The sequence below is a fragment of the Nocardia anocheti genome (genome assembly GCF_029675105.1).
Taxonomy (GTDB): Bacteria; Actinomycetota; Actinomycetes; order Mycobacteriales; family Mycobacteriaceae; genus Nocardia.
In genome coordinates, this window is the sequence record NZ_JAQQFV010000004.1 from 209,851 (window position 1) to 234,167 (window position 24,317).

Annotated in this window: 20 protein-coding genes and 1 pseudogene; 8 read left to right on the forward strand and 13 right to left on the reverse strand. The window is 70.1% G+C overall.

Annotated features, from left to right (window positions below; genetic code table 11):
* The first annotated feature begins 74 nt into the window (after window positions 1-74).
* The gene (locus QC180_RS30335) at window positions 75-824 is read left to right on the forward strand and encodes an alpha/beta fold hydrolase (protein WP_474646422.1); all 750 of its coding nucleotides are present in this window, start codon (window positions 75-77) and stop codon (window positions 822-824) included.
* Window positions 825-912: 88 nt separating this feature from the next.
* A complete protein-coding gene (locus tag QC180_RS12060) occupies window positions 913-1,740 on the forward strand; it encodes a hypothetical protein (RefSeq protein WP_278262780.1) in 828 nt (275 codons plus the stop codon).
* A gap of 167 nt (window positions 1,741-1,907) precedes the next feature.
* Here QC180_RS12060 and QC180_RS12065 read toward each other — a convergent pair whose 3' ends face one another.
* Entirely contained in the window at window positions 1,908-2,846 is a 939-nt protein-coding gene (locus QC180_RS12065; protein WP_278262781.1) for a helix-turn-helix transcriptional regulator, read from the reverse strand.
* A 90-nt stretch (window positions 2,847-2,936) separates the two neighbouring features.
* Between QC180_RS12065 and QC180_RS12070 the strand changes: the two genes are divergently transcribed.
* Window positions 2,937-3,356 (forward strand): VOC family protein, encoded by a 420-nt coding sequence (locus QC180_RS12070; protein ID WP_278262782.1) that lies wholly within the window; start codon window positions 2,937-2,939, stop codon window positions 3,354-3,356.
* On the opposite strand, the gene QC180_RS12075 is transcribed toward QC180_RS12070, so the two are convergent.
* Both QC180_RS12075 and QC180_RS12080 read right to left on the reverse strand, forming a co-directional pair.
* Window positions 3,353-4,150, reverse strand: a complete 798-nt coding sequence (locus QC180_RS12075) for an HAD family hydrolase (protein ID WP_278262783.1) — start codon at window positions 4,148-4,150, stop codon at window positions 3,353-3,355. The two genes, QC180_RS12070 and QC180_RS12075, sit on opposite strands and share 4 nt — an antisense overlap.
* 762 nt (window positions 4,151-4,912) lie before the next feature.
* Window positions 4,913-7,294, reverse strand: a complete 2,382-nt coding sequence (locus tag QC180_RS12080; protein WP_278262784.1) for an Hsp70 family protein — start codon at window positions 7,292-7,294, stop codon at window positions 4,913-4,915.
* A gap of 566 nt (window positions 7,295-7,860) precedes the next feature.
* On the opposite strand from QC180_RS12080, the gene QC180_RS12085 reads away from it, so the two are divergent.
* On the forward strand, window positions 7,861-8,130 hold the full coding sequence (locus QC180_RS12085) for an SDR family oxidoreductase (protein ID WP_278262785.1): 270 nt from the start codon (window positions 7,861-7,863) through the stop codon (window positions 8,128-8,130).
* Between the two features lie 59 nt (window positions 8,131-8,189).
* On the opposite strand, the gene QC180_RS12090 is transcribed toward QC180_RS12085, so the two are convergent.
* From QC180_RS12090 to QC180_RS30230, 7 genes are all read right to left on the reverse strand, one after another.
* Entirely contained in the window at window positions 8,190-9,776 is a 1,587-nt protein-coding gene (locus QC180_RS12090) for an FAD-dependent oxidoreductase (protein WP_278262786.1), read from the reverse strand.
* A 13-nt stretch (window positions 9,777-9,789) separates the two neighbouring features.
* Window positions 9,790-10,806, reverse strand: coding sequence for an AurF N-oxygenase family protein (locus QC180_RS12095; protein ID WP_474646423.1), 1,017 nt, complete (start codon window positions 10,804-10,806; stop codon window positions 9,790-9,792).
* 341 nt (window positions 10,807-11,147) lie between these two features.
* Window positions 11,148-12,143 (reverse strand): sulfate/molybdate ABC transporter ATP-binding protein, encoded by a 996-nt coding sequence (locus QC180_RS12100; protein ID WP_278262787.1) that lies wholly within the window; start codon window positions 12,141-12,143, stop codon window positions 11,148-11,150.
* Window positions 12,140-12,946, reverse strand: a complete 807-nt coding sequence (gene cysW, locus QC180_RS12105) for a sulfate ABC transporter permease subunit CysW (RefSeq protein ID WP_278262788.1) — start codon at window positions 12,944-12,946, stop codon at window positions 12,140-12,142. The genes QC180_RS12100 and cysW overlap by 4 nt, the downstream gene beginning before the upstream one ends.
* A complete protein-coding gene (gene cysT / locus QC180_RS12110; RefSeq protein WP_474646440.1) occupies window positions 12,943-13,797 on the reverse strand; it encodes a sulfate ABC transporter permease subunit CysT in 855 nt (284 codons plus the stop codon). The genes cysW and cysT overlap by 4 nt, the downstream gene beginning before the upstream one ends.
* 92 nt (window positions 13,798-13,889) lie before the next feature.
* Complete coding sequence (locus QC180_RS12115) at window positions 13,890-14,939, reverse strand: sulfate ABC transporter substrate-binding protein (protein ID WP_278262789.1); 1,050 nt, start codon at window positions 14,937-14,939, stop codon at window positions 13,890-13,892.
* A 211-nt stretch (window positions 14,940-15,150) separates the two neighbouring features.
* Window positions 15,151-15,240, reverse strand: a complete 90-nt coding sequence (locus QC180_RS30230) for an Ms4533A family Cys-rich leader peptide (protein ID WP_019045829.1) — start codon at window positions 15,238-15,240, stop codon at window positions 15,151-15,153.
* Window positions 15,241-15,314: 74 nt separating this feature from the next.
* Between QC180_RS30230 and QC180_RS12120 the strand changes: the two genes are divergently transcribed.
* On the forward strand, window positions 15,315-16,364 hold the full coding sequence (locus tag QC180_RS12120) for a M48 family metallopeptidase (protein ID WP_278262790.1): 1,050 nt from the start codon (window positions 15,315-15,317) through the stop codon (window positions 16,362-16,364).
* A gap of 206 nt (window positions 16,365-16,570) precedes the next feature.
* Here QC180_RS12120 and QC180_RS12125 read toward each other — a convergent pair whose 3' ends face one another.
* Window positions 16,571-16,813: a hypothetical protein gene (locus QC180_RS12125; protein ID WP_278262791.1), complete on the reverse strand. Its 243-nt coding sequence runs from the start codon at window positions 16,811-16,813 to the stop codon at window positions 16,571-16,573.
* Between the two features lie 112 nt (window positions 16,814-16,925).
* On the opposite strand from QC180_RS12125, the gene QC180_RS12130 reads away from it, so the two are divergent.
* Window positions 16,926-18,905 carry a glycoside hydrolase family 15 protein gene (locus tag QC180_RS12130; RefSeq protein ID WP_278262792.1) on the forward strand — a complete coding sequence of 660 codons (1,980 nt, stop codon included), beginning with the start codon at window positions 16,926-16,928 and terminating at the stop codon, window positions 18,903-18,905.
* 6 nt (window positions 18,906-18,911) lie between these two features.
* On the opposite strand, the gene QC180_RS12135 is transcribed toward QC180_RS12130, so the two are convergent.
* Both QC180_RS12135 and QC180_RS12140 read right to left on the reverse strand, forming a co-directional pair.
* Window positions 18,912-20,714, reverse strand: a complete 1,803-nt coding sequence (locus QC180_RS12135; RefSeq protein ID WP_278262793.1) for a P-loop NTPase family protein — start codon at window positions 20,712-20,714, stop codon at window positions 18,912-18,914.
* A 59-nt stretch (window positions 20,715-20,773) separates the two neighbouring features.
* Complete coding sequence (locus QC180_RS12140) at window positions 20,774-22,831, reverse strand: hypothetical protein (RefSeq protein WP_278262794.1); 2,058 nt, start codon at window positions 22,829-22,831, stop codon at window positions 20,774-20,776.
* A 275-nt stretch (window positions 22,832-23,106) separates the two neighbouring features.
* Here QC180_RS12140 and QC180_RS12145 point away from each other — a divergent pair, with 275 nt between their 5' ends.
* Together QC180_RS12145 and QC180_RS12150 are read left to right on the forward strand one after the other, a co-directional pair.
* Entirely contained in the window at window positions 23,107-23,490 is a 384-nt protein-coding gene (locus QC180_RS12145; RefSeq protein WP_278262795.1) for a hypothetical protein, read from the forward strand.
* Between the two features lie 4 nt (window positions 23,491-23,494).
* Window positions 23,495-24,097: pseudogene (locus tag QC180_RS12150) on the forward strand (response regulator transcription factor).
* Window positions 24,098-24,317: the final 220 nt, after the last annotated feature.

Below are 24,317 nucleotides of genomic sequence, written 5' to 3' on the forward strand. Positions count from 1 at the left end.
TCGCACGAAATCGCAGGTCTTCGCGCGACAGGGTTGAGGCGGGGATACGCCGGGTAATGCCGAGGAATCGACCGATGCGATCCCCGGGGGCCACCTTGATCGACCCAGCACGCCGCGATCCGGAAAGTGGCTCCGCCACACCGACATTCGTCTTCGTTCACGGCCTGGCCAGTAACAGCTTCTTCTGGATGCCGGTGCTCCGCGAGCTCGCACTGCTCGGACATCGCGGCCTAGCGGTGGATCTGCCCGGACATGGCCTCGACGCCCGCCTGCCCCTGTCGTATCAGGCGCCCCAGGATGTCGCGGCCTTCACGGCCGCCGACTCACCGATCGCCGGAATCACCGTGGCGGACAATGTCGCCCAGGTGATCGATGTGGTGCGGAAGGTGCGACAGCACGGCCCGGTGATCCTGGTCGGACACAGTCTGGGCGGTGTCACGATCGGGCTCGTGGCCACTGCGGTTCCGGAGGCCATCCAGCGGCTGGTCTACGTCTCGGCCTTCTGCCCGGAGGCCACGCTGGCGCAGACGCTCACCCTGATCAACTACACGATGCAGCCCGAGGACAGCGCCCACACAGTTCGCCGATACCCGCGTCGACGCACAGACCTGGGGACGCGTCCCGCGCAGCTTCGTCCGCCTCACCCACGACAATGTGCTCTCCCCCGCCCTCGTCTCGAAGATGATCGCCGACGCGGACCGCCTCACTCCCGACAATCCCTTCGACGTCCACACCCTGCCCGCCGGTCACGTCGATATCGCCCTCCACGCCGAGGACCTGGCGTCCCTCCTCGCAAAGCTGGCCTGAACCCCCACTCCCGGTGACCCACCTCACAAGCTTCCACCCCTTTCTCTCATACCCCCCAGGGGTATATGCTCGGGACAACGCAAGCGAGGCAGAGAGGCGAAGAGAATGACCACCCACACCGACCACCACAACCACACCGGCCACACCGCCGGGCACGATGCCCACGCCGGGCACGATGCCGGGGTTCCGGGTGGTCTGCAGATCACCCAGGACGGGTACACCCTCGATCTCGACACCACCATCGCCGAGCCGGGGAAGATCGACTTCCGGTTCCGTATCCTCGGCCCGGACGGGGCGCCGGTGACCGCGTTCGACCCGATTCACGATCGGGAGCTGCATCTGATCGTCGCGCGCCGGGAGCTCACCGGATTCTGGCATGTGCATCCGCGGCGCGAGGCGGACGGCACCTGGGCGATCGAGCTGGATCTGCCCGAGGCGGGCGCCTACCGCGTGTTCACCGATATCGCGCCGCACGCACTCGGTCGCACCATCACCCTCGGTGCCGATCTCGCGGTCGCGGGACACTATGCGCCGCAGCCGGTTCCGGCGGTAAACCGGACGACCACGGTGGACGGCTACGAGGTCACCGTCGACGGCGAACTGCGCACCGAGGGCGATCTCCTCACCCTGACCGTCCGCAGAGACGGCACGCCGGTGACCGATCTGCAGCCCTACCTCGCCGCCTTCGGTCACCTGGTGATCCTGCGGGCTGGCGACCTCGCCTACGTGCATGTGCACCCCAATGGCGAACCCGGCGACGGCATCACCCCGGCCGGGCCCGAGATCACCTTCCACACGGCGGTCCCCGGCCCCGGCACCTATCGCCTGTTCCTCGACTTCCGTCATGGTGATGTCGTCCGCACCGCGGCCTTCACCCTCACCACCGAGGTCCCCGCGCCACGCCAGCACGCCGCACACGCCCACCACCACTGACAGCTCACCCGGCGGCGTCTCCTACGGGGTAGCGCCGCCGGGTCGCCCTCACCGCACGGTCGGCCACCACCGCGTCGCGGACCGCGCCCTGCTTGCTGCTGAACTCGGCCAGGGTGGCGACGCGGAAGCCGCCGCCCGGGGAACGGCGGGTTCTCGATGCGCGGCCCTCAGCTGTTGCCCTCGACCAGCTCTCGGCCGAGGGCGACGAGCTCGGCTCTGATCTCCGGTGGTTCGATCACCTCGACGTCGGCACCCCAGCCCGCGAGCTGGCGGGCGACCATCTTCGGGGTGTCGGCGGTGACGTGCGCGCGGACGCGACCGTCGGCGGCGGGGCCGAGCAGGGTGCAGTGGCGACCCTGTTGGTCGGCCAGGATCGGGGCCAGCGCGGCGGAGACCAGGACCGTGGCGGTGGCGGCGGAACGGCGCTCCTCCATCCGGGTGACGATGGTGGACCACTCGGCGCGGAGGTCGAAATCGGCTGGGCGGTCGAAGGATTCATCGAGGAAGTCGACGGTGGCGATGCGGTCGAGGCGGAAGGTCCGTTTGCCACGGTCGGTGCCCGCGATGAGGTACCAGCGGGTGTCCTTCTCGACCAGACCCCACGGGTCGACGGTACGGGTGGTGCGGGTGCCCGCGCGTTCGTAGTCGACGCGGACCCGGCGGCGGTCCACCACCGCGCGCTGGAGATCGCGCAGCGTCGGCGGCGGCAAGGCATCGGGGCGACCCCAGCGGGCCGGGTCCACGACGACCGCGTCGGCGGCGGCCGCGGCATCGGCACGGAAGGTCTGCGGGAGAGCACGCACGAGTTTGCGCAGCGCCGACTTCAGCTCGGGGGCGGCTTCGGCGGCCGGGCCCGCCAGCAGGAACAGGGCCCGCGTCTCTCCCGCGGTCAGACCCGACAGGTCGGTGCGCGCCCCGCCGATCAGTGACCAGCCACCACCACGGCCCGGCTGCGGATACACCGGGATGCCCGCCGCCGAGAGCGCCTCGAGGTCGCGACGGGCCGTCGCGACCGACACCTCCAGCTCGGTGGCGATCTCGGCCGCCGTCACCCGGCCACGCGCCTGCATCAACAGCAGGGTGGCCACCAATCTGTCCGCTCGCATACTCCGGAATTCTGCCCGGAAAAGTGCTCATTCGATGCGCACTTTGGCTGGCAATCTGGTTCTCATCACACCGACTACCGAGGAGCACCCATGCTGCGCGGAATGGCCACCACCACCTACTACGCCGACGATCTCGCCGCCGCCAAGGACTGGTACACCGAATTCCTCGGCCTCGCCCCGTACTACGAGGTACCGGGCGGCTACTACGAGTTCCGGGTGGGTCCGATGCAGGCCGAGCTGGGCATCATCAATCGCGCCTACGCCCCGGCGGGTGCGCGCAATGCTCCCGGCGGGGGCGGGGTGGTGTTCTGGCACGTCGACGATCTGGCAGCCACTTTCGAGCGTCTGCTCGAGCTCGGCGCGACCGAGTACGAGCCGATCACCCAGCGCGGAGACGGCGCGGGCTTCGCGACCGCCGCGGTGGTGGACCCGTTCGGCAATGTGCTCGGGATCATGACCAATCCGCACTTCGTCGCGATGACGGCGGCCGCCGCGGCCGAGCGCGGTTAGCCGAACCAGCGTTCGAGGACGGTGGCGACACCGTCCTCGGCGACACCGCCGGTCACCTCGTCGGCCAGGGCGAGCACGGAGTCGGGTGAGCCCGCCATCGCCACCGAATGCGCCGCCCAGCGCAGCATCTCGCGATCGTTGAAGCCGTCGCCGATGGCGAGGGTGGCCTCCGGGGCGACATCGAGGGAGCGCCGGAGCCGTTCCAGCGCCCAGCCTTTCGACACACCCCTGCGCGACACGGTGAGCCACGGTCCGTACTCGCCGTGCACCCAGGAGGTGTCGGGCACCTCGAGGGACGCGATCATGCGCAGCATCTGCTCCACCGAACCGGCGGGCCACCAACCGTTGAGCCGGGGTGTCGGTTCGCTGCTCAGCACCTGATGGTCGACGAGTTGGAAGTCGCCGATCGAGAACTCGCCCGGGCCCTGGCCCGTCGCCCAGGTACCGACCCCGACCCGTTCGGCGGCGAAGACCATCTCCGGGAACAGCGCCAGCAGCGCGAGGATCGCCGGGCCGGGGTCGAACGCCTGCACGGCGACCGGCTCGCCTCTGGCGACGTCGACGTGCACGGCCCCGTTGGAGCACAACGCATGTCCCTCGGTGAGGCCGAGTTCCCGCAACACGGGTCGGGTGGTGAGCACCGTGCGCCCGGTGGTGACCACCACATGCGCCCCCGCCGCCACCGCCGCCCCCACCGCCGCGATCACCCGCTCCCGCACCGCGAACCCCGAATCCAGCAGGGTCCCATCCACATCGAGCGCGATCAACTTCGGCGCTCCCCCTCGTACAGCCACCACCCCATTGTGCCCGCCCCCACCGACACCCACCCCACTTTCCGCCCCCTGACCAGCACACCTTCCCCGAACCCCGCGCCACCCCAGCCGATTCCGGCCCGCCGATACACCCCCGGAACGCCTGATCCTCACCGGCGTCGCCATCAACGCCTTCGCGGGCGGACTCATCGCCCTGCTGCTGTTCGTCGCCTCGCCCGCCGCCCGCTGACGTGCGGCGGTGCGGGCAGTTGACGTCTGGACACCAGACGATGCGGGGAACAGACATCGTGGGCGCCAAGCGCCGTGGGCAGCAGGCAACGCGTGCGACAAGCGCGATGTGGCCTCTGCGGCAGACATGCGGGGCGGCAAGCGCCCCCGCCAGGCCACGCGCCACGGCAGCAATGCGGCTGCAGACGACGCCTGCGGCAGACGACGCCTCCGGCAGACGACGCGGGGGTAGGCGACGCGGGCACAAGACCACGCGGGCGCCAGACCACGCGCGCACCAGACCAGGCGAGTGGCAGACCAATGCAGGCGCCAGGCGATGCGAGTGGCAGACGACGCCTGCAGCAGATGATGGGGGTCAGTAGGCGACGCGGCCACACACCGCTGGCGACAAGTGATGCGCGCGGCAGACGACGCCTGCGGCAGATGATGGCGGCCCCGGGAGGCGACACGGCCACCAGCCGCGACCGTCGAGCAATGCGGGCGACAGACTATGGGTGCGGCAGATGATGTCTGCGAAGCGGGCACCCGACGACGCCATGCGGTCGCCGGAGAGAGTCAGCGGCGAGAGCCACCGCCTCCCCCTCCACCGCCTCCCCCTCCACCGCCGCCACCGCCACCGGCGCTGCCGCCCTTGGATGAACCGCCGGAGGAAGCACCGCCCTTCGAGCCGTTGGAGGCGCCGCCGGAGGAGGATTGGCCGCCCTTCGAGGATCCGCCGGTGGAGGCGCCACCTGAGGCGCCGGTCGAGGCGCCGCTGTTGGAGGCACCGCCGCCGGATGCGCCGCTGCCCACACCGCTCGAGGCGCCACCGCCGGATGTACCGCCGCCGGAGGCGCCACCACCGGAGCCGCCGCTAGTGCCGCCAGACGAATCTCCGCCGGACCCGCCGCTCGAGGCGCCGCCCCCTCCGGACGCACTGCCACCGGAGGCACCACCACCCGACGCACCGCCACCGGAGCCATCACCCGACGCACCGCCTCCCGACGCGCCACCGCCGGAACCACCACCCGACGCACCGCCTCCCGACGCGCCACCACCGGAGCCACCACCCGACGCGCCACCACCGGAGCCGTCGCCACCACCGGACGCACCACCGGAACCGGCGCCACCCGACGCTCCACCGCCGGAACCACCGGAACTGTCACCACCCGAGGCACCGCCACCGGTGGACGCTCCGCCACCGGACCCACCACTGTCGGATCCGCCGCCGGAGGTGCCACCCTCACCCGTCCCACCGCCGGGCGACGGGGTCGAGCCGCCCGGGGTCGTACCGCCGCCGGTCGAGCCTCCCCCGGTGGCACCATCCCCGGTCCCACCGGGGGAAGTGTGGCCGGGGGCCGAGGGATCGGAAGGTCCGGTGCCCGGGGAGGTTCCGGGGTGGGAGGTGCCGATGTCGCCGGGGAGGCCGGTGCCGGGGGTGGGGGAACCGTTGGAGGGGGTGCCTGTCGAAGGGGATCCGGGGTTCGAGGTACCGGGGTCGCTCGGGGTGCCGGGGATCGAGGGGGTGCCGGGGCCCGTGATCGGGCCGGGGCCGGAGATGGGGCCCGGGTTCGACGGGGTGCCCGGCTTGGTTGGGGTTTTCGGGGTGGTGTGGTCGGCGAAGGGCAGGGGGTTGGTGAAGCGGGCGGGGTCGCCGTAGGTGGTGCGGGCCAGCAGGGGTGAGCGGCAAGGGTCGCTCGCGTCCTGGTGGCCGGAGTTGCCGCGCTCGCCGCCGGTGACCGTCTTGCCGGGTTCCGCGCCGGAGCCGATGAACATCTCGTACGCCGTACGGGCGGCCACGGTGGCCCCGGCGACGTCGACGCGGCCGGTGGCGGGGTCGATCGCGCCGAGCAGGCCGGAGGCGCGGGCCGCGACGAGGTCGGCGCTCATGTCGTAGAGCAGGGCCTCGGCGGGGGCGCCGAGGGCGGGGAAACGGTCGAGGACCGGGGTGAGGCCGGGGTCGAACGGGCTGCCGAACACCGTCATCGCCGACATGGCCAGCGCGGAAACCACCGCGGCGCTGGAGAACACGGCCACGTGCGGTCCGGCGCCGGTGTTGGGCTGCTCGGGCGCGAAGGTCCGGGCGGCAAGGGCGGCGGCACCGGAGGCGATCACCTGGGCGGGGTCGGCGACGGTGACCAGCGGCACCCCGAGTTCGGCGAGCGTGCCCGCGACCTCGGGCGCCCGACTGGCCCCGCCCACCACCAGGATTCGCGACAGGTCGGCCAGGCGCAGTCCCGCGCCCGCGACGGTCTTGCTGACCAGCGGGAAGGTGTCGCGAATGTGTTCGCCGCGTAAGGCGTCGATGTTCACCATGGAGGTGAGGGTCTGGGCGTGACGGCCAGCGCGCGGCTCGCCCGCGTAGCGAGCGACCATCTCCCCCAGCGGCTTTCCGCCGAAGTCGGTGGACCGCACCGGCGTGCCCACCATCGGATGATGCGGCCAGTCGGGCCCCACCCGCAGCACCGTGAGGTCCAGGCTGGTGGCGCCGAGATCGTAGACGAGCACGAAACCCGGTTCCAGCGGCCCGTTCTCGACCTCGAGCCATTCGGCCGCGGCCACCGGTTCCGGCGCGAGCAGCACCTGGCCCGCGCCCGCCAGGTGCAGTGCCTGACCGAGCAGCGACACCTGTTTGTCGGTGTACACCGCCGGATAGGTCATCACGATGCCCGCCGCCGGATCGGCCAGTTCGATGAGACCGGTGACCACCGCGGCGATCAGATTGGTCGCCGAGTAGAACCGGCCACCGATCACCATCGGCTCCGGATCGCGACTCAGGTCGGCGAAATCGGTGATCGCCGAGGCGAAGTCGTTGATCGCGCCGATGCGCGGGCGTCCCGCGGCGTCGAAAGTGAGTGCGGTGCGCCGTGTTCGCACCGCCGGTTTGGCCGTATCCTCGGCGACGACCGCCGAAATCGCATTGACCGCACCGATACTCAAGCCCAGACCTCTGGTCATGTTTTTGCTATCCCGTCAACGCACCGTGACCACGTCCAGCACGCGAGCGCACCATGTGGCCGCGGTCGTCTTCCAAACAGCTCGCACAGATTAACTGGGCCATGGCCGAATTGCTGCGTGATTGATACGAAAGACGGGACTTTAGACCCTAGTTGAATGATCGACGCAGGTGAGCGGGCTTGCGGACAACCGTCCAGTCCCCTCGACGCGCGGAATCGCCTGACAGACGCCGAGATTCAGCTACTCACGAGTAATCACCTGACGCGTCGTCAAAATACATTCTTGCGGTTTGCTTTGACCGAATTCGAATGCACTTACCGGCCGGTAATCAATTCATTTGATGCCCACAAGATTCCACAGACCGGTAAATGCGAATCGGCAGCGAGAAGTACCCACTCCCCTTTTCCATGACATGTCAATGCCACGGCGGATACCCGCCAGCACCCCTGACCCACCCTCGGTTGACTCGAAGCACGGAGGCACCGAAGCGGTCCGCCTCCGGGGACCAAGGCAGAGAAGGGATCTCAGGGCGAGCGGGCCGCCGAGGAGATCTGAATCTGACCGGCGTGTTCCGCGGCTTGCGCCACCAGGTCCCGGCGATCATCACCTCCGGCGGCGGCGCGATCCTCAACAACGCCTGCAACCTCGGCGTGGTCGGGATGTCCTCGATGGGTGGCACACCCGAGGGCGAGGCCGCGATCGTGGCGCTGCACCCGATCGGGCGGATCGCGCGGCCGGAGGAGATCGCGGCGCTGTGCGCGTTCCTGCTCAGCGGCGAGGCCTCGTTCGTCACCGGCGCGGCGGTCGCGGTGGACGGCGGCTTCACCGCGCGCTGAGTACGACGAAGGCCCGCGCCGTCCTCCCAGTGGACGGAGCGGGCCTGCGACGTACTACGTCAGCCGCGCGCGAGCAGACGCTTGAACGAGCTCGGCTTGGGCACCGCGGCCCCGCCGACGCGTGCCTGGGGGCGGCGGGTGCGCACCAGGCGGTCGAACTCCCGCGCGTCCCGCACGGGCTCGCGCAGCGTGCCCGCGTTGAAGTCCGCCGCGAGTTGCTGGACGGTCTCCTGCGCGCAGGACTTGTTGGTGCCGATGAACCCGGTGGGACCACGCTTGATCCAGCCGGTCACGTACGTGCCGGGCACGACCTCGCCGCCGGGGGCGGTCAGGACTCGACCCTGCGCGTTCGGGATGACACCGCGCGCGTCGTCGAAGGGCAGATCCTTGGTCGGCACCCCGCGGTAGCCGACCGAGGTGAGCACGACACCGGCCTCGAGCAGGTCGATCTCGCCGGTCGGCACCGCGCTGGTGCGGCCCGACTCGTCGGCGACCAGCTCGTTGCGCTCGACCCGCACGCCCGTCACCGCGTCGGTGCCGACGATCTCCACCGGCGAGGACAGGTAGCGGAACACGATGCGCCGACGCTCACCGAACGGACGCTGCGCGACGCTGTGCAGCAGGCGCAGCTTCTGCTCGACCTTGTACGGCAGATCGGCGGTGACCTCGGGCAGCTCGCCGTCGATCGCGATGTCGATGTCGGCGGCCAGCAGACCGACGAACTCGGGCACCGTGAACGCCGACTCGGCCGGGCCACGACGGCCCAGGATCACGACCTCTTCGATCTTGCTCTCGCGCAGCGCCTTCAGCGCGTAGGGCGCGATGTCGGTGTTGGCCAGGGTGGCCGGATCGACGGTCAGGATGCGGGCCACGTCGAGGGCGACGTTGCCGTTGCCGACGATCACCACCCGCTTCTGGTCCAGGTCGAACTGGTCCTCGGCGTGGTCGGGGTGACCGTTGTACCAGGCCACGAAGTCGGTGGCCGAGACATTGCCCGCCAGACCCTCACCCGGGATGCCCAGCTTGCGATCCGAGGACGCGCCGACGGCGTAGATCACGCCGTGGAAGTGCTCGAGCAGCTCGGCGTGGGTGATGTGCTTGCCGATCTCCACGTCGAGGTAGGTCGAGAAGTCGTCCTGCTCGGACATGATGTCGAACAGGTCGGCGACCTTACGGGTGCGCTTGTGATCGGGTGCGACACCGAGCCGGGCCAGGCCGTAGGCCTGCGGCAGCCGGTCGAACATCGTCACCGAGACACCGGCCTGGGTGAGCAGTTCGTCGGCGGCGTACATCGCCGACGGGCCGGAGCCGACCACCGCGACCCGCAGCGCCGCGCGCCGGGTGTCGATGGCGGGCGGCATCACCGGACGGGCCAGCGTGGGCCGGTCGCGCTGCACGCGGTAGAAGTCCGCGTTGATCTCGATGAACGGCTTCTGCTCGTGGGTCAGCTTCTTCGACGAGGTGATCGCGTCGACGGGGCAGGCCGTGGCGCAGGCGCCACAGTCCACACACGCCGCCGGATCGACGTAGAGCATCTCCGCGGTCAGGAAGTCCGGCTCGTCGGGAGTCGGGTGGATGCAGTTGACCGGGCAGGCGTAGACGCAGGACGCGTCGCTACAACACGACTGCGTGACGACATAAGGCATGGGTGACCGTGCCTCAGGCCACTGCGTGCTTGACGGAGCGCTTGGGCTCCGAGCGGTAGCGGCTCGACGGGCCGTCGATGCCCAGCAGCTTCCACAGCCGCTTGGCGACCGGGTTCATCAGGCCGATCTCCTCGGCGAGCGCGCGCACGTCGATGAAGTAGTCGGCGAAGACCTGCTTGGCCTCGGCGGAACCGTAGAACAGCTCCTTACGGACGTCCTTCGGCATGTCGAACTGCTTGAAGAACGACTTCGGCGGGGTCGCGATGGCGCGGCCGAGGATGAACATGATCGTGGGCATCGCGAGCGAGAGCACGAACTTGTTGAACGGCCGCTGCGCGGGCACGTTCTTCTTCAGGAACTCGTGGGCGAAGGAGATGTGGCGAGCTTCCTCGGCCACGTGGATCGCCATCACGCCGCGCATGATCGGGTGGATGTCGTCACCCGAGCGCAGGATGTCCTTCTGGATGTGGTCGATCGGCTCTTCACCGGCGAGCACGGCCATGAAGAAGAAGTTCGGCAGCAGCGCGCCGCCCGGGGAGGCCAGGTGGCGCAGCTGACGCACGAGCGGGTTCATACCCGGCACGTCGGCGACGCGGTTGACCATCTCCTGGAACATCAGAGTGTGGTTGTGCTCTTCGATCATCTCGTGCGAGCAGTACCGGAACTCCGGGTCGTTGTTCTTCAGGTTGAAGATGTGCTGCATCATGCCGATGATCAGGATGGCCTCGAACTGCAGGCCGACCTTGGCGACATTGGCCTGGCGGACCTTGCCGATCTCGATCTTCTTGTCGAGCGGCAGCGCCTGGTACCAGGGGTGGCGCCCGATCGGGTCGGCCGAGGTGACCAGGACCCAACGCTCCGGCTTGCAGTCGGGGTCGAAGTCCGGGTTGTCCCAGTCGATGTCCTCGAACGGGTCGAAGTGGCGGTTGACCGACGCCTCGGACAGCATCAGCAACTTCTCGGCGTACGCCTGAGCCTCCGCGACTACGGGATCGACGTCAGGGGTGGTGGGCGCAGACATCGTCGTCACTGCCTCTCCTCAAGGGACGTTTACTGTTTCCAATAGTTACACCTACGAGGAGTCACGTCAACTCTGCTGACGTCTCGAATCCGCTCCTTCGGCGCGTCGAAACCGTGTCCGAAAAAGCTACTCACCAGTAAAAATGGCTCTACCTGTGACACCGCGTCATGCACAGTCGCGCGCGCCGCGCGGCGAGACGGCGAAAATTCGTTCCGGCCGAGCGCGTCGCGCCCGAAAACGGACCGGCGGTACCGGTTAACCTGCGCCGATTCGGCGGCGACCCGGGCCACCAACGCGACCGAGGCCCCGCGACGCGATGTCGCGGGGCCCCGGTGGCGGGTACGGACGGGTCAGCCCTGCGGCAGATCCGGGATCCGGGTGGCGCGGGCGTAGACCGTCTCGCCCTCGGTCAGCCGCAACGCCGCAGCATCGCCCCGGGTGACCTGGGCGGCGAACTGGTCGCCGGTGGCCGCGTTGCGCAGTTCCAGACGCACCTCGAAGCCGAGGCGCACGATGCGCTCCACGGTGGCCCGGGTGACCCCGGCCGACTCCGCGGTGCCCTCGTGCTCGGCCAGCGCCATGCTCGGGTCACGCCCGATGCGGATGTCGTGCGGGCGCACCAGATGGCCGTTGAGCCGGGCCACCGCGCCCAGGAACGACATGACGAACTCGTTGGCGGGCCGGTCGTAGACGTCCTCCGGCGTACCGACCTGCTCGATCCGGCCCTTGTTCATCACCGCGATCCGGTCGGCGACGTCGAGCGCCTCCTCCTGGTCGTGGGTGACCAGCACGGTGGTCACGTGGACCTCCTCGTGCAGCCTGCGCAGCCAGGTCCGCAGGTCGGTGCGGACCTTGGCGTCGAGCGCGCCGAAGGGTTCGTCGAGCAGCAGCACCTGCGGGTCGACGGCCAGCGCGCGGGCCAACGCCATGCGCTGGCGCTGACCGCCCGAGAGCTGGGCCGGGTAGCGGTGCTGGAAGCCGTCGAGGCCGACGATGCCGAGCAGCTCGTCGACGCGCTTGTCGATCTCCTTCTTGGGCCGCTTGCGGATGGTCAGCCCGAAGGCGACGTTGTCGCGCACGGTCATGTGCTTGAAGGCCGCGTAGTGCTGGAACACGAAGCCGATGTCGCGCTTCTGCGGCGCCACGTGGGTGACGTCGTTGCCCGCGATCCGCACGATGCCCGAGTCCAGCGACTCCAGGCCCGCGATCGAGCGCAGCAGCGTGGACTTGCCGGAACCGGACGGACCCAGCAGGGCGGTGAGTTCGCCGGAGGTGATGTCGATGCTGACATCGTCGAGAGCGGCGAAGGAACCGTAGTTCTTGCGCGCGTTGGTCACGGTGATCATTCGGTGCCCCGCTTGCGTTCCAGGAGTGTCATCAGAAGGAGTACGACCAGGGCCATGCCCATCAGCAGGGTGGCCGCGCTGTAGGCGCCGAAGGTGTTGTGGTCGTCGATGTAGCGCCCGTGCACCAGCAGCGTCAGCGTCTGCGATTTGCCGGGCATGGCGGTCGAGACCATGATCACCGCGCCGAACTCGCCGAGCGCGCGGGCCACGGTGAGCACCACGCCGTAGGTCAGGCCCCAGCGGATGGCGGGCAGGGTGATGCGGCAGAAGGTCTGCCAGCCCGACGCGCCCAGGGTGGCCGCGGCCTGTTCCTGATCGTCGCCGATCTCGTGCAGCACCGGCTCGACCTCACGCACCACGAACGGCAGCGTGACGAAGATGGTGGCGATCACCATGCCGGGCAGGCTGAAGATGACCTTGAAGCCGAGGCTCTCCAGTCCACCGAACCAGCCCCCCGCGCCCCACAGCAAGATCAGCGAGACACCGACGACGACCGGCGACACCGCGAACGGCAGGTCGACGATGCCCTGCACCAGGCTGCGCCCGGGGAACTTGCTGCGCACCAGCGCCAGCGCGGTGACCACGCCGAACACCACGTTCAACGGCACCACGATGGCCACGATGATCATCGACAGCTGGAACGCCGAGATCGCCGCGGGCGTGGTGATGGAGTCGATGAACGCGCCGATGCCGCGTTCGAAGGTGCGCACCAGGATGATCACCAGCGGCAGCACCAGCAGGACCAGCAGATACCCCAGCGCGACCGTGCGCAGCGAGAGCCGGGTCAGCAATGACAGCTTCATCGGGCGGCCTCTTCCTTGCGCGCGGTGCGCTCGGCCAGCAGCCGCAGCACGAGCAGGCTGGCGAAGGAGATCACCAGCAGCGCCACCGAGACCGCCGCGGCGTTGATCGGCCGGTCGACCTCGATCTGCTGCTGGATGTACTGCGAGGTCATCTGGGTCTCGCGCGGGATGTTGCCGCCGATGAGTACCACCGAACCGTACTCACCGATCGCCCGGGCGAAGGCCAGGCCGCCGCCGGAGATGATCGCCGGGGTCAGCGTGGGCAGCACGATGCGCCGGAAGGTGACCCAGTTGCTGGCACCCAGCGACAGCGCCGCCTGCTCGACCTCCCGGTCGACCTCGATGAGCACCGGCTGCACCGACCGCACCACGAACGGCAGCGTGACGAAGGCCAGCGCGACGATCAGGCCGGGCTGGGAGGCGTTGAGATGGATGTCGATCGGGCTGTTCGGGCCGTAGAGCGAGAGCAGCACGATCGAGGCGACGATGGTCGGCAGTGCGAAGGGCAGGTCGATCAGCGCGTTGACGATGCCCTTGCCGGGGAATTCGTCGCGCACCAGCACCCACGCGATCAGCGTGCCCATCAGCACGTTGATGATCGCGACCACGACCGAGACGGTGATGGTGATGCGCAGCGAGTCCAGCGCCGAGGGCGCGGTGACCGCGTCCCAGAAGCCGGACCAGCCGTCCTCGAAGGAGCTGACGGTCAGCGCCGCCAGCGGCAGCAGCACGATGACGCTGAGCCACAGCACGGCGACGCCGATGCCGACCGGGCCCACCGAGCCGCTGACCCGCAGCCACGCCCAGCGACGGCCCGCCGGGGTGGGCGGCGTCGTTTTTTCGGGTTCCACGGCACCGCCGGGATCGGGGATGTCCCCGGTCCCGGCGTGCCCACTGCTGTCAGTCACAGTTGTCCAGTATCGCGTGTGCGCTGGGTCACGACCTACTTGGTGGCCTGGTCGTAGATCACCGCGACCTTGCCGGTGCCCTGCGCGAACAGTTCCTTGTCGACCGACTTCCAGCCACCGAGGTCATCGATGGTCCACAGCTTGGTCGGCTGCGGGAAGTCGGCGGCGAACTCGGCGGCGACCTTCGGGTCGACCGGGCGGAAGCCCGCCTGCGCCCAGGCTTTCTGGCCCTCCGGGGTGAACAGGAAGTCGCGGAAGGCGGCGGCCTTGGCCGGGTTCTTGGCGTTCTTGAGCACCGCGACCGGGTTCTCGATCTTGAAGGTGATCGGCGGGTTGATGTGTTCGATCGGGTCGCCGTTGCGCTCGGAGAAGATGGCCTCGTTCTCGTAGCTCAGCAGCACGTCACCGGTGCCCTGCAGGAAGGTCTCGGTGGCCTCGCGACCCGACTTCGGCTGCACCTTGACGTGCTCGGGCGAGATCAGCTGCGACAGGTAGTCCAGACCGGCCTGCGGGTTCTTGCCGCCCTCGCTCTTGGCCGCGTACGGCGCGAGCAGGTTCCACTTGGCCGAACCGGAGCTGAACGGGTTCGGGGTGACGACCTCGACGCCCGGCTTGATCAAGTCGTCCCAGTCCTTGATGCCCTTGGGGTTGCCCTTGCGCACCACCAGGGTGACGACCGAACCGAACGGGATGCCCTTGCTCGCGTCGGCGTTCCAGGTGGACTCGACCAGGCCCGCGTCGACCAGGCGGGTGATGTCGGGCTCGACCGAGAAGTTCACGACGTCGGCCTCGGCGCCGTCCTTGACCTTGCGCGACTGGTCGCCGGAGGCGCCGTAGGACGCCTGCACCTGCACGCCCTTGCCCGCCTCGGTCTTGTTGAACTCGGGCACGACCTTGTCGAAGCCCGGCTTGGGCACGGCGTAGGCGTAGAGGTTGATGGTTCCTCCGCTGCCGTCGGCGGTCGACTCGCCGTCGACCGAGTCGCTGGCACCGCCGCCGCAGGCGGTCAGGGCGACCGCGGCGACAGCAGTGAGAGCGACGGCGGCCGCGCGACGGCGCGAACCGATCCAGGTGTTGCGAGACATCGGGGTGAACCTTTCGGAAAGGACCTGCCCGGCAACGTCGTTCGTTGCGGGAGGACTTGCACATGTCGATCGGTAGACCTGCCGCGCGGTGGATCCGCGGCAGTTGGCGCGACTCGGGCCTGCTGGCCCCCGGAGTACGGACTACGACTGCGAAAGGAAAAGCGCGCGCCAGTCTACTGGGCAGGAACGCGCAGACGTGTCCGGTGGCCGATCATCGACAGAGGATGTCCGCGACCGCGAGGTTGCCGACAGCGATCAACGCCAATTCATGGCGGATCTGCGGGGCGACACTCGACGACACAGGCAGACTGTAGCAGATTGCGACATGATGATTCGAATCGACGAGAGTTCCACACCGAGGGGGGATTTCGAACCATGACCATGGCACCTGACCGGATACGCGTGCGTTTGCCGGAAATCAGCACGCGCGCTTGGGAACACCCGGCGGACCGCACCGCGCTGGTGGCGCTGCGCTCGCTGAGCGGCTTCGACACCGTGCTGCGGGCGCTGTCGGGGCTGCTGCGTGAGCGTCAGCACCGGCTGCTGTACCTGGCGACGGCGGTGCGCGTCGACGAGCGGCAGTTCCGCACGCTGCACGAGCTGCGCGCCGACTGTGTCGACGTGCTCGACGCGGCGACCACGCCGGAGATGTTCGTGCTGCAGGACCCGTCGGTGAACGCCTTCACCATCGGGATGGACCGGCCGTTCATCGTCGTCACCACCGGCCTGCTCGAACTGATGGACACCGAGGAGCTGCGCTTCGTCATCGGCCACGAGCTGGGCCACGCGCTGTCCGGGCACGCGGTGTACCGCACGATGCTCATGCATCTGATGCGACTGTCGGCCTCGGTGGGCTGGATGCCCGTGGGCGGCTGGGCGCTGCGCGCGATCGTGGCGGCGCTGATGGAGTGGAGCCGCAAGTCGGAACTGTCCGGGGACCGGGCCGGGCTGCTGTGCTGCCAGGACGTCGAGGCGTCGGTGCGGGTGCACATGAAGACCGCCGGTGGCGCGTGGCTGCACGAGATGAACCACGGCGCCTTCCTCGATCAGGCCGACGACTACCTGCGCTCGGGTGATCTGCGCGACGGCGTGCTCAAACTGCTCAACCTGGAGCTGCAATCGCATCCGTTCTCGGTGCTGCGCGCCGCCGAACTGCGCCGCTGGATCCAGTCCGGCGAGTACGACCGCGTCCTGGGCGGTGCCTACCCGCGCCGCGAACACGACAAGAACGCCCGCATCAGCGACGAGGTGAAGAACGCCGCCCGCAGCTACCGGGAGAGCTTCGACCAGTCCGAGGACCTGCTGGTCCGCACCGTGCGCGACCTGGGCCGCGATGTCGGCTCCGCGGTCAACACGGTGGGCCAGGAAGTGGGCCGCACCGTCGCCGACCTGGGCAAACGCTTCGACGACTGGCGTAAGAACTAGCCGCCGCACCCGCGACCCAGCCCCGCACCCGCGACCCCGAGGAGCGGCGGCCACGAAGTGGCCGGTCGCGGCCCGGGCCGCCCCCCAGGGGGCCGCGACTCGAGCGCGCCAGCGCTCCAACAAACACACTCACCTCGTGAAGAACCAGGCGATGATCACCAGGACGAGCAGGCCGATGAGCGCGAGCTGAACGCGGGAGCGGGGCATCAGCGGACCCCGCTTCCCACGGTGGGGCGGGGTTGAGCGGGCATCGGGCCGATCACGGGCGGCTCGGGGCTGTCGTCGCGGCGCAGGACGCGGAAGATCGCGCGCAGGGTCCGGTCGAGCAGGAAGGCGATGGCGAAGCTGATCGGGACCATGCCGACCAGGACGACCAGGAACTGCGGAATGAACGGCAGACCGGCTACCCAGAGCTCGAAACCGTCCCACCAACCTGCGATGCTGTGCACGACGCCAGCCTAGCCGTCACGCCCGCGCGGGCCGTGATCGCGCTGGTCACGGAACGACAACCCGCCGCTCGCCCCGGTGGACGAGCGACGCGCCTGCCGTGATGATGGGGTGATGGCGCACCCCGACGATCCGTCCGCGGCCGATCTGCTGCCCATCCTCAGCCCGGTGTCCAGCAGTGGCCGCCGTGGCGCGTTCCCGCCGATCGACGACTACGCCTTCCTGTCCGATTGCGAGACCAACTGTCTGATCGCCAGCAGCGGTTCGGTGGAGTGGATGTGTGTCCCGCGTCCGGACTCCCCCAGCGTGTTCGGCGCGATCCTGGACCGCAGCGCCGGACACTTCCGGATCGGCCCGTACGGCAAGAACGTGCCCGCCGCGCGCCGGTACCTGCCGGGCGGGATGATCCTGGAGACCACCTGGCAGACCGAGACCGGCTGGCTGATCGTGCGCGACGCGCTGGTGCTGGGCCCGTGGCACAACAACGACCAGCGCTCGCGCACCTATCGCCGCACGCCGATGGACTGGGACGCCGAGCACATCCTGTTGCGGACGGTGAAGTGCGTGAGCGGGACCGTCGAGTTGGAGATGAGCTGCCAGCCCTCGTTCGACTATCACCAGGGCGGCACCGAATGGGAGTACACCGGCAAGGTCTACGAGCAGGCCACCGCGCGGGCGATCGGGACGCCGGAGGCGAGCCCCACGCTGGTGCTCACCACCGATCTGCGGCTGGGTCTGGAGGGCAGGGAGGCGCGCGCCCGCACCCGGATGTCGGAGGGTGATCAGGTCTTCGTCGCGCTCACCTGGTCGGAACTGCCCGCCCCGGCCACCTTCGACGAGGCCGCGCAGAAGATGTGGTCGACCGCCGAATCCTGGCGGCGCTGGATCACCCTGGGCGATTTCCCGGATCATCCGTGGCGCAACTATCTGCAGCGCAGCGCGCTCACGCTCAAGGGTCTGACCTACGCGCCTACCGGCGCGCTGCTCGCCGCCGCCACCACCTCGCTGCCGGAAACCCCCGGCGGCCAACGCAACTGGGACTACCGCTACACCTGGGTGCGCGACGCGAGCTTCGCGCTGTGGGGTCTGTACACCCTGGGCCTGGACCGCGAGGCCAACGACTTCTTCGCCTTCCTCGACGACGTCACCACCGGCGAGAACGGTGACGCGCTGCCACTGCAGGTGCTCTACGGCATCGGCGGCGAGCGCCGCATCACCGAGTTCGAGGTGTCCACCCTGACCGGCTACGACGGCGCCGTACCGGTGCGCGTCGGTAACGCCGCCTACGACCAGGACCAGCACGACATCTGGGGCACCATGCTCGACGCGGTGTACCTGCACGTGAAATCGCGGGGCCAGGTGCCGGAGAACCTGTGGCCGCTGCTGGAACGGACCGTGCACGCCGCCATCGCCAACTGGCGCGAGCCCGATCGCGGGATCTGGGAGGTGCGCGGCGAACCCCAGCACTTCACCTCCTCGAAGATCATGTGCTGGGTGGCGCTGGACCGCGGCGCCCGCCTCGCGCTGCTGCACGGGCAGAACGCGCGGGCGGCGGAATGGTTCGACATCGCCGAGCAGATCCGCGACGACGTGCTCGCCCACGGTGTCAACGACGAGGGCGTGTTCACCCAGACCTACGGCGGCGATACCCTCGACGCCTCGCTGCTGCTGGCGGTGCTCACCCGGTTCCTGCCGCCCGAGGACCACCGCATCCGCGCCACCGTGCTGGCCATCGCGACCCGGCTCACCGTCAACGGACTGGTGCTGCGCTACCGCACCGACACCACCGACGACGGTCTGGCCGGGGAGGAGGGCACCTTCACCATCTGCTCGTTCTGGCTGGTCTCGGCGCTGGTGGAGATCGGCGAGCTCGAGCGCGCGACGCACCTGTGCGAGCGGCTGCTGGGCCTGTCGAGCCCGCTGCGGCTCTACGCCGAGGAGATCGACTCGCGCACCGGCAGGCACCTGGGCAACTTCCCGCAGGCGTTCACCCATCTGGCCTTGATCAACGCGGTGACCCACGTGATCCGGGCCGAGGACTCGCGCAACGCGGGCCAGTTCCAGCCCGCGCACACCCCGCCGATGCGCTCCTAGCGCGGGTCAGTAGGTGAGGCGCTCGGCGCGTTCGCGCAGCCCCGCCAGCGTGCGCAGGCCCGCGTCGATCTCGGTGATGCGCAGTTCGCGGTGGTTGCCGTAGCGCTGGCCCGCTTCCTCGGCCGCGCGCAGGGCCTCGTCGGCGGTGCGCGCCACCTCGGCGGCGATCTCGGTGTAGTGGTCGCGCAGCACCCGCTGCAGGGTGCGCAGGCGGGTGCGGGATTCCTTGCCCACCTGGAAGATCACGTCATCGGCCAGGCGGGCGACGGCGACCTTGGCCTCGGCCTGCCTGCGCTGCTTGCGATTTCCGCGGTCGTCCCACAGCGCGTGCACGCCCAGCAGCAGACCCGCACCGGCGGAGTACCAGTTGACCAGGCCCATGTCGAGCAGGCTGGTGGCCAGACCGACCATCAGGATGCCGCCGTAGGAGCCGCGCAGCGCGGTGATCGCCTGCTGTCCCACACTGGATTTCGCGCTCTCTAGCGATTCCAGCGGCTGGACCGGGTCGAGCACCTCCCCCGGATCGGTCAAGCGCAGTTCGGGCAGCGGTGGAGTCCGGTTGTCCGGCGGGAACTTCGCGGCGACCTGTTCGCCGAGTTCGACGGCGCGGTAGTGCGCCATGACGAAGTTCTCCTCGACCGCCTCGCAGATCCGGGCGTCGAGTTCGGTGCCGAAATCGGCCCACTTGCGGGAGGGGTCGGTGCGCGAGATCTCGGCCTCGGCCTCGCGGACCAGGGTGCGCAGCCGGTGCCGCAGATCGTGTTCGATGTCGACGGCGAGTTCGGAGCTGCCGTCGACCAGGGTGACCTGCCAGGTGGCGGTGCGCTGGCGCAGCTGATCGGCCTCGGCCCGCGCCGCGGTCAGGCGCTGGGTGATCTCGGCGCGGCGACGTGGGTCACGCAGGGCGTCGGCCTCGGCGCGCAGGGTCACCGAGAGCTGCTCGGTGACCATGGCGATATCGCGGACCGCGGCCGCGACGGCCACCGAATCCGCCTGGGCGACCACGTAATCCTGCAGGTGGTCGATGAGCTGGGGCACGCCGGATTCGGCGTCGAGCTGCTGGTTGCCGGTCTCGCCCGCGCGCTGGTGCAGCAGCGCCGAGACCGGTGCGACCGCGAAGTTCAGCCCGGCGCCGTCGAGCAGCGCGCGATTGCGGCGCTGGGTCAGCGACCAGTGCGGGTTGCGGTCGATCTTGGTGAGCACGCAGACCACCGACGGACACACCTGTTCGACCCGACGCAGGTAGTCCAGCTGGGACTCGGTGAGTTCGGCGGCGGCGTCGGCGGCGTAGAGCACCACGTCGGCGGCGGCGATCATCGACCAGGCGGCGCCCTCGCGGGCGACCGGACCCGGCGCGTCCATCACGACCAGGCCGTCGGCGAGCAAGCGGCTCGGCTCGGCGAACTCCGCGCGCAGCACACCCAGGGTGGTCAGCGCCGGACCCGGGTTCTGCGGGTCGACGGGCACCCGTTCGACGCGCCCGCGCGGGGCCGACTTGACCAGCGTCGCACTCGGGGTCGGCCCGTATTCGACGATCACCGGCACACTCGGCTTGCCGTCGGTCGCGCTGACCGGGCTGCCGACCAAGCTGTTGACCAGGGTGCTCATCCCCGCCTGCGGCTCACCGACGACGACCAGGCGCACCCGGGTGTCGGTGAGGCGGGCCCGCACCATGCCGAGACGAGCGTCGAGGTCGTCGCGGCCGCCCGAGCGGACCAGCTCCCGCAGTTCGTCGACCAGCGACACGACCGGAGCCATCACATCCGGATGCTTCACCGTCGCGGCCTGCAGTCCGGCTGCGGCAGACAACTGTCCCTCACTCTCGTTGCACGTGCCCGGCCGTATCGCGAAGGCGAGACGCCGTCATTTCAGATGACGAAGTCATACCCATGGTGATCGACGGGAAACACGGTGACCACCGGGTCGACCCCGGCGATACCGGAGTCGAACAACCCGGCCGAAACGCCATGGTAGCCCGCGGCGTGCTGATCGAAGTCGTCGGCGATCGGCTTGGTGCCCACGACCGGGGGTTTCACCGGCGCCAACGTCGTCGGCGGGGCGACCACGGTCGGCGGGGTGACCACCGTCGGGGTGTCGATGTCGAGCGTGGGCTGGGTGTGGGTGGGCTGGGTCGGCGCGGTGTGCGTGGGCTGGGTGGCGGTGGGCACGTCGACCGTCGGGGTGGTCGGCGCGGTCGAGGGCGTGCTGACGCCGCCGTCGGTGGTGCCGGGCGAGGTCGTCGTGCCGCCGGTGTCGGGGGTGGTGGTTCCGCCGGAGGTGGCCGGGGGTGTGACGCCGCCGGAGGTGCCGGGCGGGGTGGTCCCGGTGCCGTCGGGCGTCGTCGGGGTGACCTGGCCGGTCGTGGTCGGCGAGCCGGTGCTGCCGCCGGGGGTGGTGTCCGGCGTCGACGGTGTGCTCACCGTGGGCAGCGGCACCTTCACCGTGGTGGTGGGCAGGTCGATGGTCGGGACGGTCGGGGCCGTGGTGCCCGGCGCGGTCGACGGGGTCGGGGTCTGCGTGCCGCCGGTGGGCTCCGGCGTGACGACCGGCTTGGTCGGCGTCGTCGGGGCGAACAGCCCGGGCACGGCCACGACGGGCGCGGTGACGCCCGGTCCGCCGAGCACGTTGGCGATCGGGCTGGTGGCGGCGTCGGGCTGGACCGTCGTCTGCAGCGGGGTGTTCACGACCGGGCTCACCGCGACCGGGGCGACCGCGGCCGGAGCGACGGCCGGTACGGGTGCGATCGGGGCCGGAGCCGGGGCGGGCGCCTGCGCGAACGGGGTGGCCACCGCCGGAGCGGGGGCGGGAGCGGCGGGCACGGGTGTCGCGGCGGGGCCGACGGGTGCGGGTGTCGCGGCGGGGCCGACGGGTGCGGGTGTCGCGGCGGGGCCGGTGGACGCGCCGGGCAGACCGATCCCCGAGGACGACGAACCGGGCAGGCCGGGTCCACCGGTCGAGGTGCCCGGCAGACCGCCGTTCTGCGTGCCGCCGGTGGTGTCGGAACCGGGGACCTTCAGGCCGCCGCCCAGGTACTGCCCGTAATCGTCGAGCTGGTCGCCGACCTTGCCGACCTGCAGGTCGACCTTCATCTGCGAGGTGAACCACACACCGTCGAGCCCGGCGTGCATGTCGACCTGCCATTCGGAGGTGACCATCGCGCCGAACCCGTCGAACAGGCCATCGAGGTTTCCGATGCCGTCGAACGGGTTGTCCCCGGTGCCCGCCGACCCACCGGGGATACCCGGATTGCCCGGCAGACCGGGCAGGCCGACACCGTCGAAACCGGGGATGCCCATGCCGTGGCCGGGCAGGCCGTCGAAGCCGGGGATACCGATGCCGTGACCGGGCAGGCCGAGGCCCGGCCCCGAGCCGGGGAGGCCGATGCCGGTGTCGGTCTCGTCGTCGGTGCCCGTCCCGGGGCCGGTGCCGAAACTCGGCAGCGACGGCGGATGCGTGGCGGACGGGATGCCGATGCCGGTGGAGGTCTCCCCGGAGCCGGGGATGCGCAGGTCGCGATCGCCGTCGCTGCCCGGAATCCGCGGCTCACCCGGGGACTCGCTGGTGCGCGCGACCATGGTGAGGTCGTGGTCCATCGGCGGCTGCAGCCCACCGAAGGGCGTGTGCGGGGTCACCGGCGCCTCGGGCTCGTAGGCCAGGTCCGGGAAGGTGACGATCGGGCTGGGCACATCCGGGTCCGGATCGGGCGAGACGTGCGAGGACCAGCCCGCGTAGCGACTGTCGGCGGTGCTGGTGCCCGGCGCGTGCTCGGGCGTTGTGCCGTTGGCGGCGACCAGCGCGCCACCGGTCACGTACGCGCCCGCCCTGGCGACCCTGGCCACACCGTTGGCGACCCGATAGGCGGCGTCCCCGCCCGGGGCCTCCGCTGCGCGCGCGGCACCGTCGTCGTCAGGCAGATCACGCGTCATCACAAGCTCCAACACTCGCATCGCTGTTGTTCCCCACCCGATCGAGGCGAAGTGAGAATCATCCAACACTAATTCCGGAACACCGCACTGTCATTTCGACCAGAACGGCCCGTACCACCCTATGGCCAGCAACAGCTTTCGGCGAGCCGCGAAAAACAGGGGGATCCGGATCCCAAGAGAACTCTAACGATTGATCAACAGTGCGTGAAGATCGGCTGCTCAGCGTCGGTTCCACCGACCGGACAGGTCGGCGAAACCCCACGTCAGGAGTCATCATGACCGTATCCCCGACCCCTCGCCGCGTGCTCGCCGTGCCCGGCGCCGCCCTGTGCACCGCCGCCCTCGGCGGGGTCGCCACCGCCGACCCCGGTGCGCCCGGGCAGACCGTGACGACGTGCGGCGCCCCCGACACTGCGGGCGCGCGGTTCCACCGTGCCGTTCCCGCCCAGCCGGGCGCCGACGGCGACTTCTCCCGGACCATCGTCATCGAGCGCGGCCCCGGACCCGAGTCGGTTCCGGCGCAGCGGCTGCCCGGTGGCGAGGAGGGCACGCTGTGCCTGCGCCTGGCCCCCGGTGACGCGCCGGACGGTGCCCCGGCGGTCGTACTGCCCGCGGGCGCCCACGCTGACCGGCGCCGACGAGTGATCGCACTAGGGTGAGCGGATGACCGGACAGCAGATCTTGGTCGTCGACGACGAGGTCCGCGTACTCGCGTCGCTGCGTCGCGGCCTGGAACTCTCGGGCTTCGACGTCATCACGGCCGGTGACGGCGCGGCGGCGCTCGCCCTGGTGCGCTCGGCCGCGCCCGACGCCATGGTGCTCGATGTGAACATGCCCGAGCTCGACGGTGTCGGGGTGGTCACCGCGCTGCGCTGACGACTATCTCACCAAACCGTTCGACCTCGGCGAGCTCGTCGCCCGGCTGCGCGCGCTGCTGCGGCGCAGGCCGGTGACCGGCGGTGGTGCGACGGTGCAGGTGGGCGCGGTGGTGATCGATCCGGTGGGCCACCGGGTGACGGCGGGCGGCGAACCGGTCGAGCTCACCAAACGCGAGTTCGAGCTGCTGGCGATGCTGGCCCGCCATCCCGAGATGGTGCTGGGACGCGAGCAGATCCTGCCACCGTCTGGGGCTACGACTTCAGCACCGACACCAATGTGGTCGACGTGTTCGTCTCCTACCTGCGGCGCAAGCTGGAGGCGAACGACGTCGCCCGGGTGGTGCACACGGTGCGCGGGGTCGGTTTCGTGCTGCGGGACACCCCGTGAGGGGCTCGTGGTCGTTGCGCACGCGGGTGGCGCTGGTGTCGGCGGCGGTGGCCGCGCTGGTCGCGATCACGCTGGGCTTCACCTACGCGGCGCTGTTGGCGGTGGCGGGCAGCCGTCAGCTGGACCAGACGGTCTCGACCATGCGCGTGCAGGTCGCCGCCGACGACGGACTGTTCCCGCCGGTCCCGATCACCGCGGCCCCCGCGCGGCCCCTCGATCC

Bases quoted from the DNA above. Each gene is read 5' to 3' on its own strand.
- QC180_RS30335 (WP_474646422.1), top strand. From the start codon at position 75: ATGCGATCCCCGGGGGCCACCTTGATCGACCCAGCACGCCGCGATCCG.
- QC180_RS12060 (WP_278262780.1), top strand. From the start codon at position 913: ATGACCACCCACACCGACCACCACAACCACACCGGCCACACCGCCGGG.
- QC180_RS12065 (WP_278262781.1), bottom strand. From the start codon at position 2,846: ATGCGAGCGGACAGATTGGTGGCCACCCTGCTGTTGATGCAGGCGCGT.
- QC180_RS12070 (WP_278262782.1), top strand. From the start codon at position 2,937: ATGCTGCGCGGAATGGCCACCACCACCTACTACGCCGACGATCTCGCC.
- QC180_RS12080 (WP_278262784.1), bottom strand. From the start codon at position 7,294: ATGACCAGAGGTCTGGGCTTGAGTATCGGTGCGGTCAATGCGATTTCG.
- QC180_RS12090 (WP_278262786.1), bottom strand. From the start codon at position 9,776: ATGCCTTATGTCGTCACGCAGTCGTGTTGTAGCGACGCGTCCTGCGTC.
- QC180_RS12100 (WP_278262787.1), bottom strand. From the start codon at position 12,143: ATGATCACCGTGACCAACGCGCGCAAGAACTACGGTTCCTTCGCCGCT.
- cysW (WP_278262788.1), bottom strand. From the start codon at position 12,946: ATGAAGCTGTCATTGCTGACCCGGCTCTCGCTGCGCACGGTCGCGCTG.
- QC180_RS12115 (WP_278262789.1), bottom strand. From the start codon at position 14,939: ATGTCTCGCAACACCTGGATCGGTTCGCGCCGTCGCGCGGCCGCCGTC.
- QC180_RS12120 (WP_278262790.1), top strand. From the start codon at position 15,315: ATGACCATGGCACCTGACCGGATACGCGTGCGTTTGCCGGAAATCAGC.
- QC180_RS12130 (WP_278262792.1), top strand. From the start codon at position 16,926: ATGGCGCACCCCGACGATCCGTCCGCGGCCGATCTGCTGCCCATCCTC.
- QC180_RS12140 (WP_278262794.1), bottom strand. From the start codon at position 22,831: ATGACGCGTGATCTGCCTGACGACGACGGTGCCGCGCGCGCAGCGGAG.
- QC180_RS12145 (WP_278262795.1), top strand. From the start codon at position 23,107: ATGACCGTATCCCCGACCCCTCGCCGCGTGCTCGCCGTGCCCGGCGCC.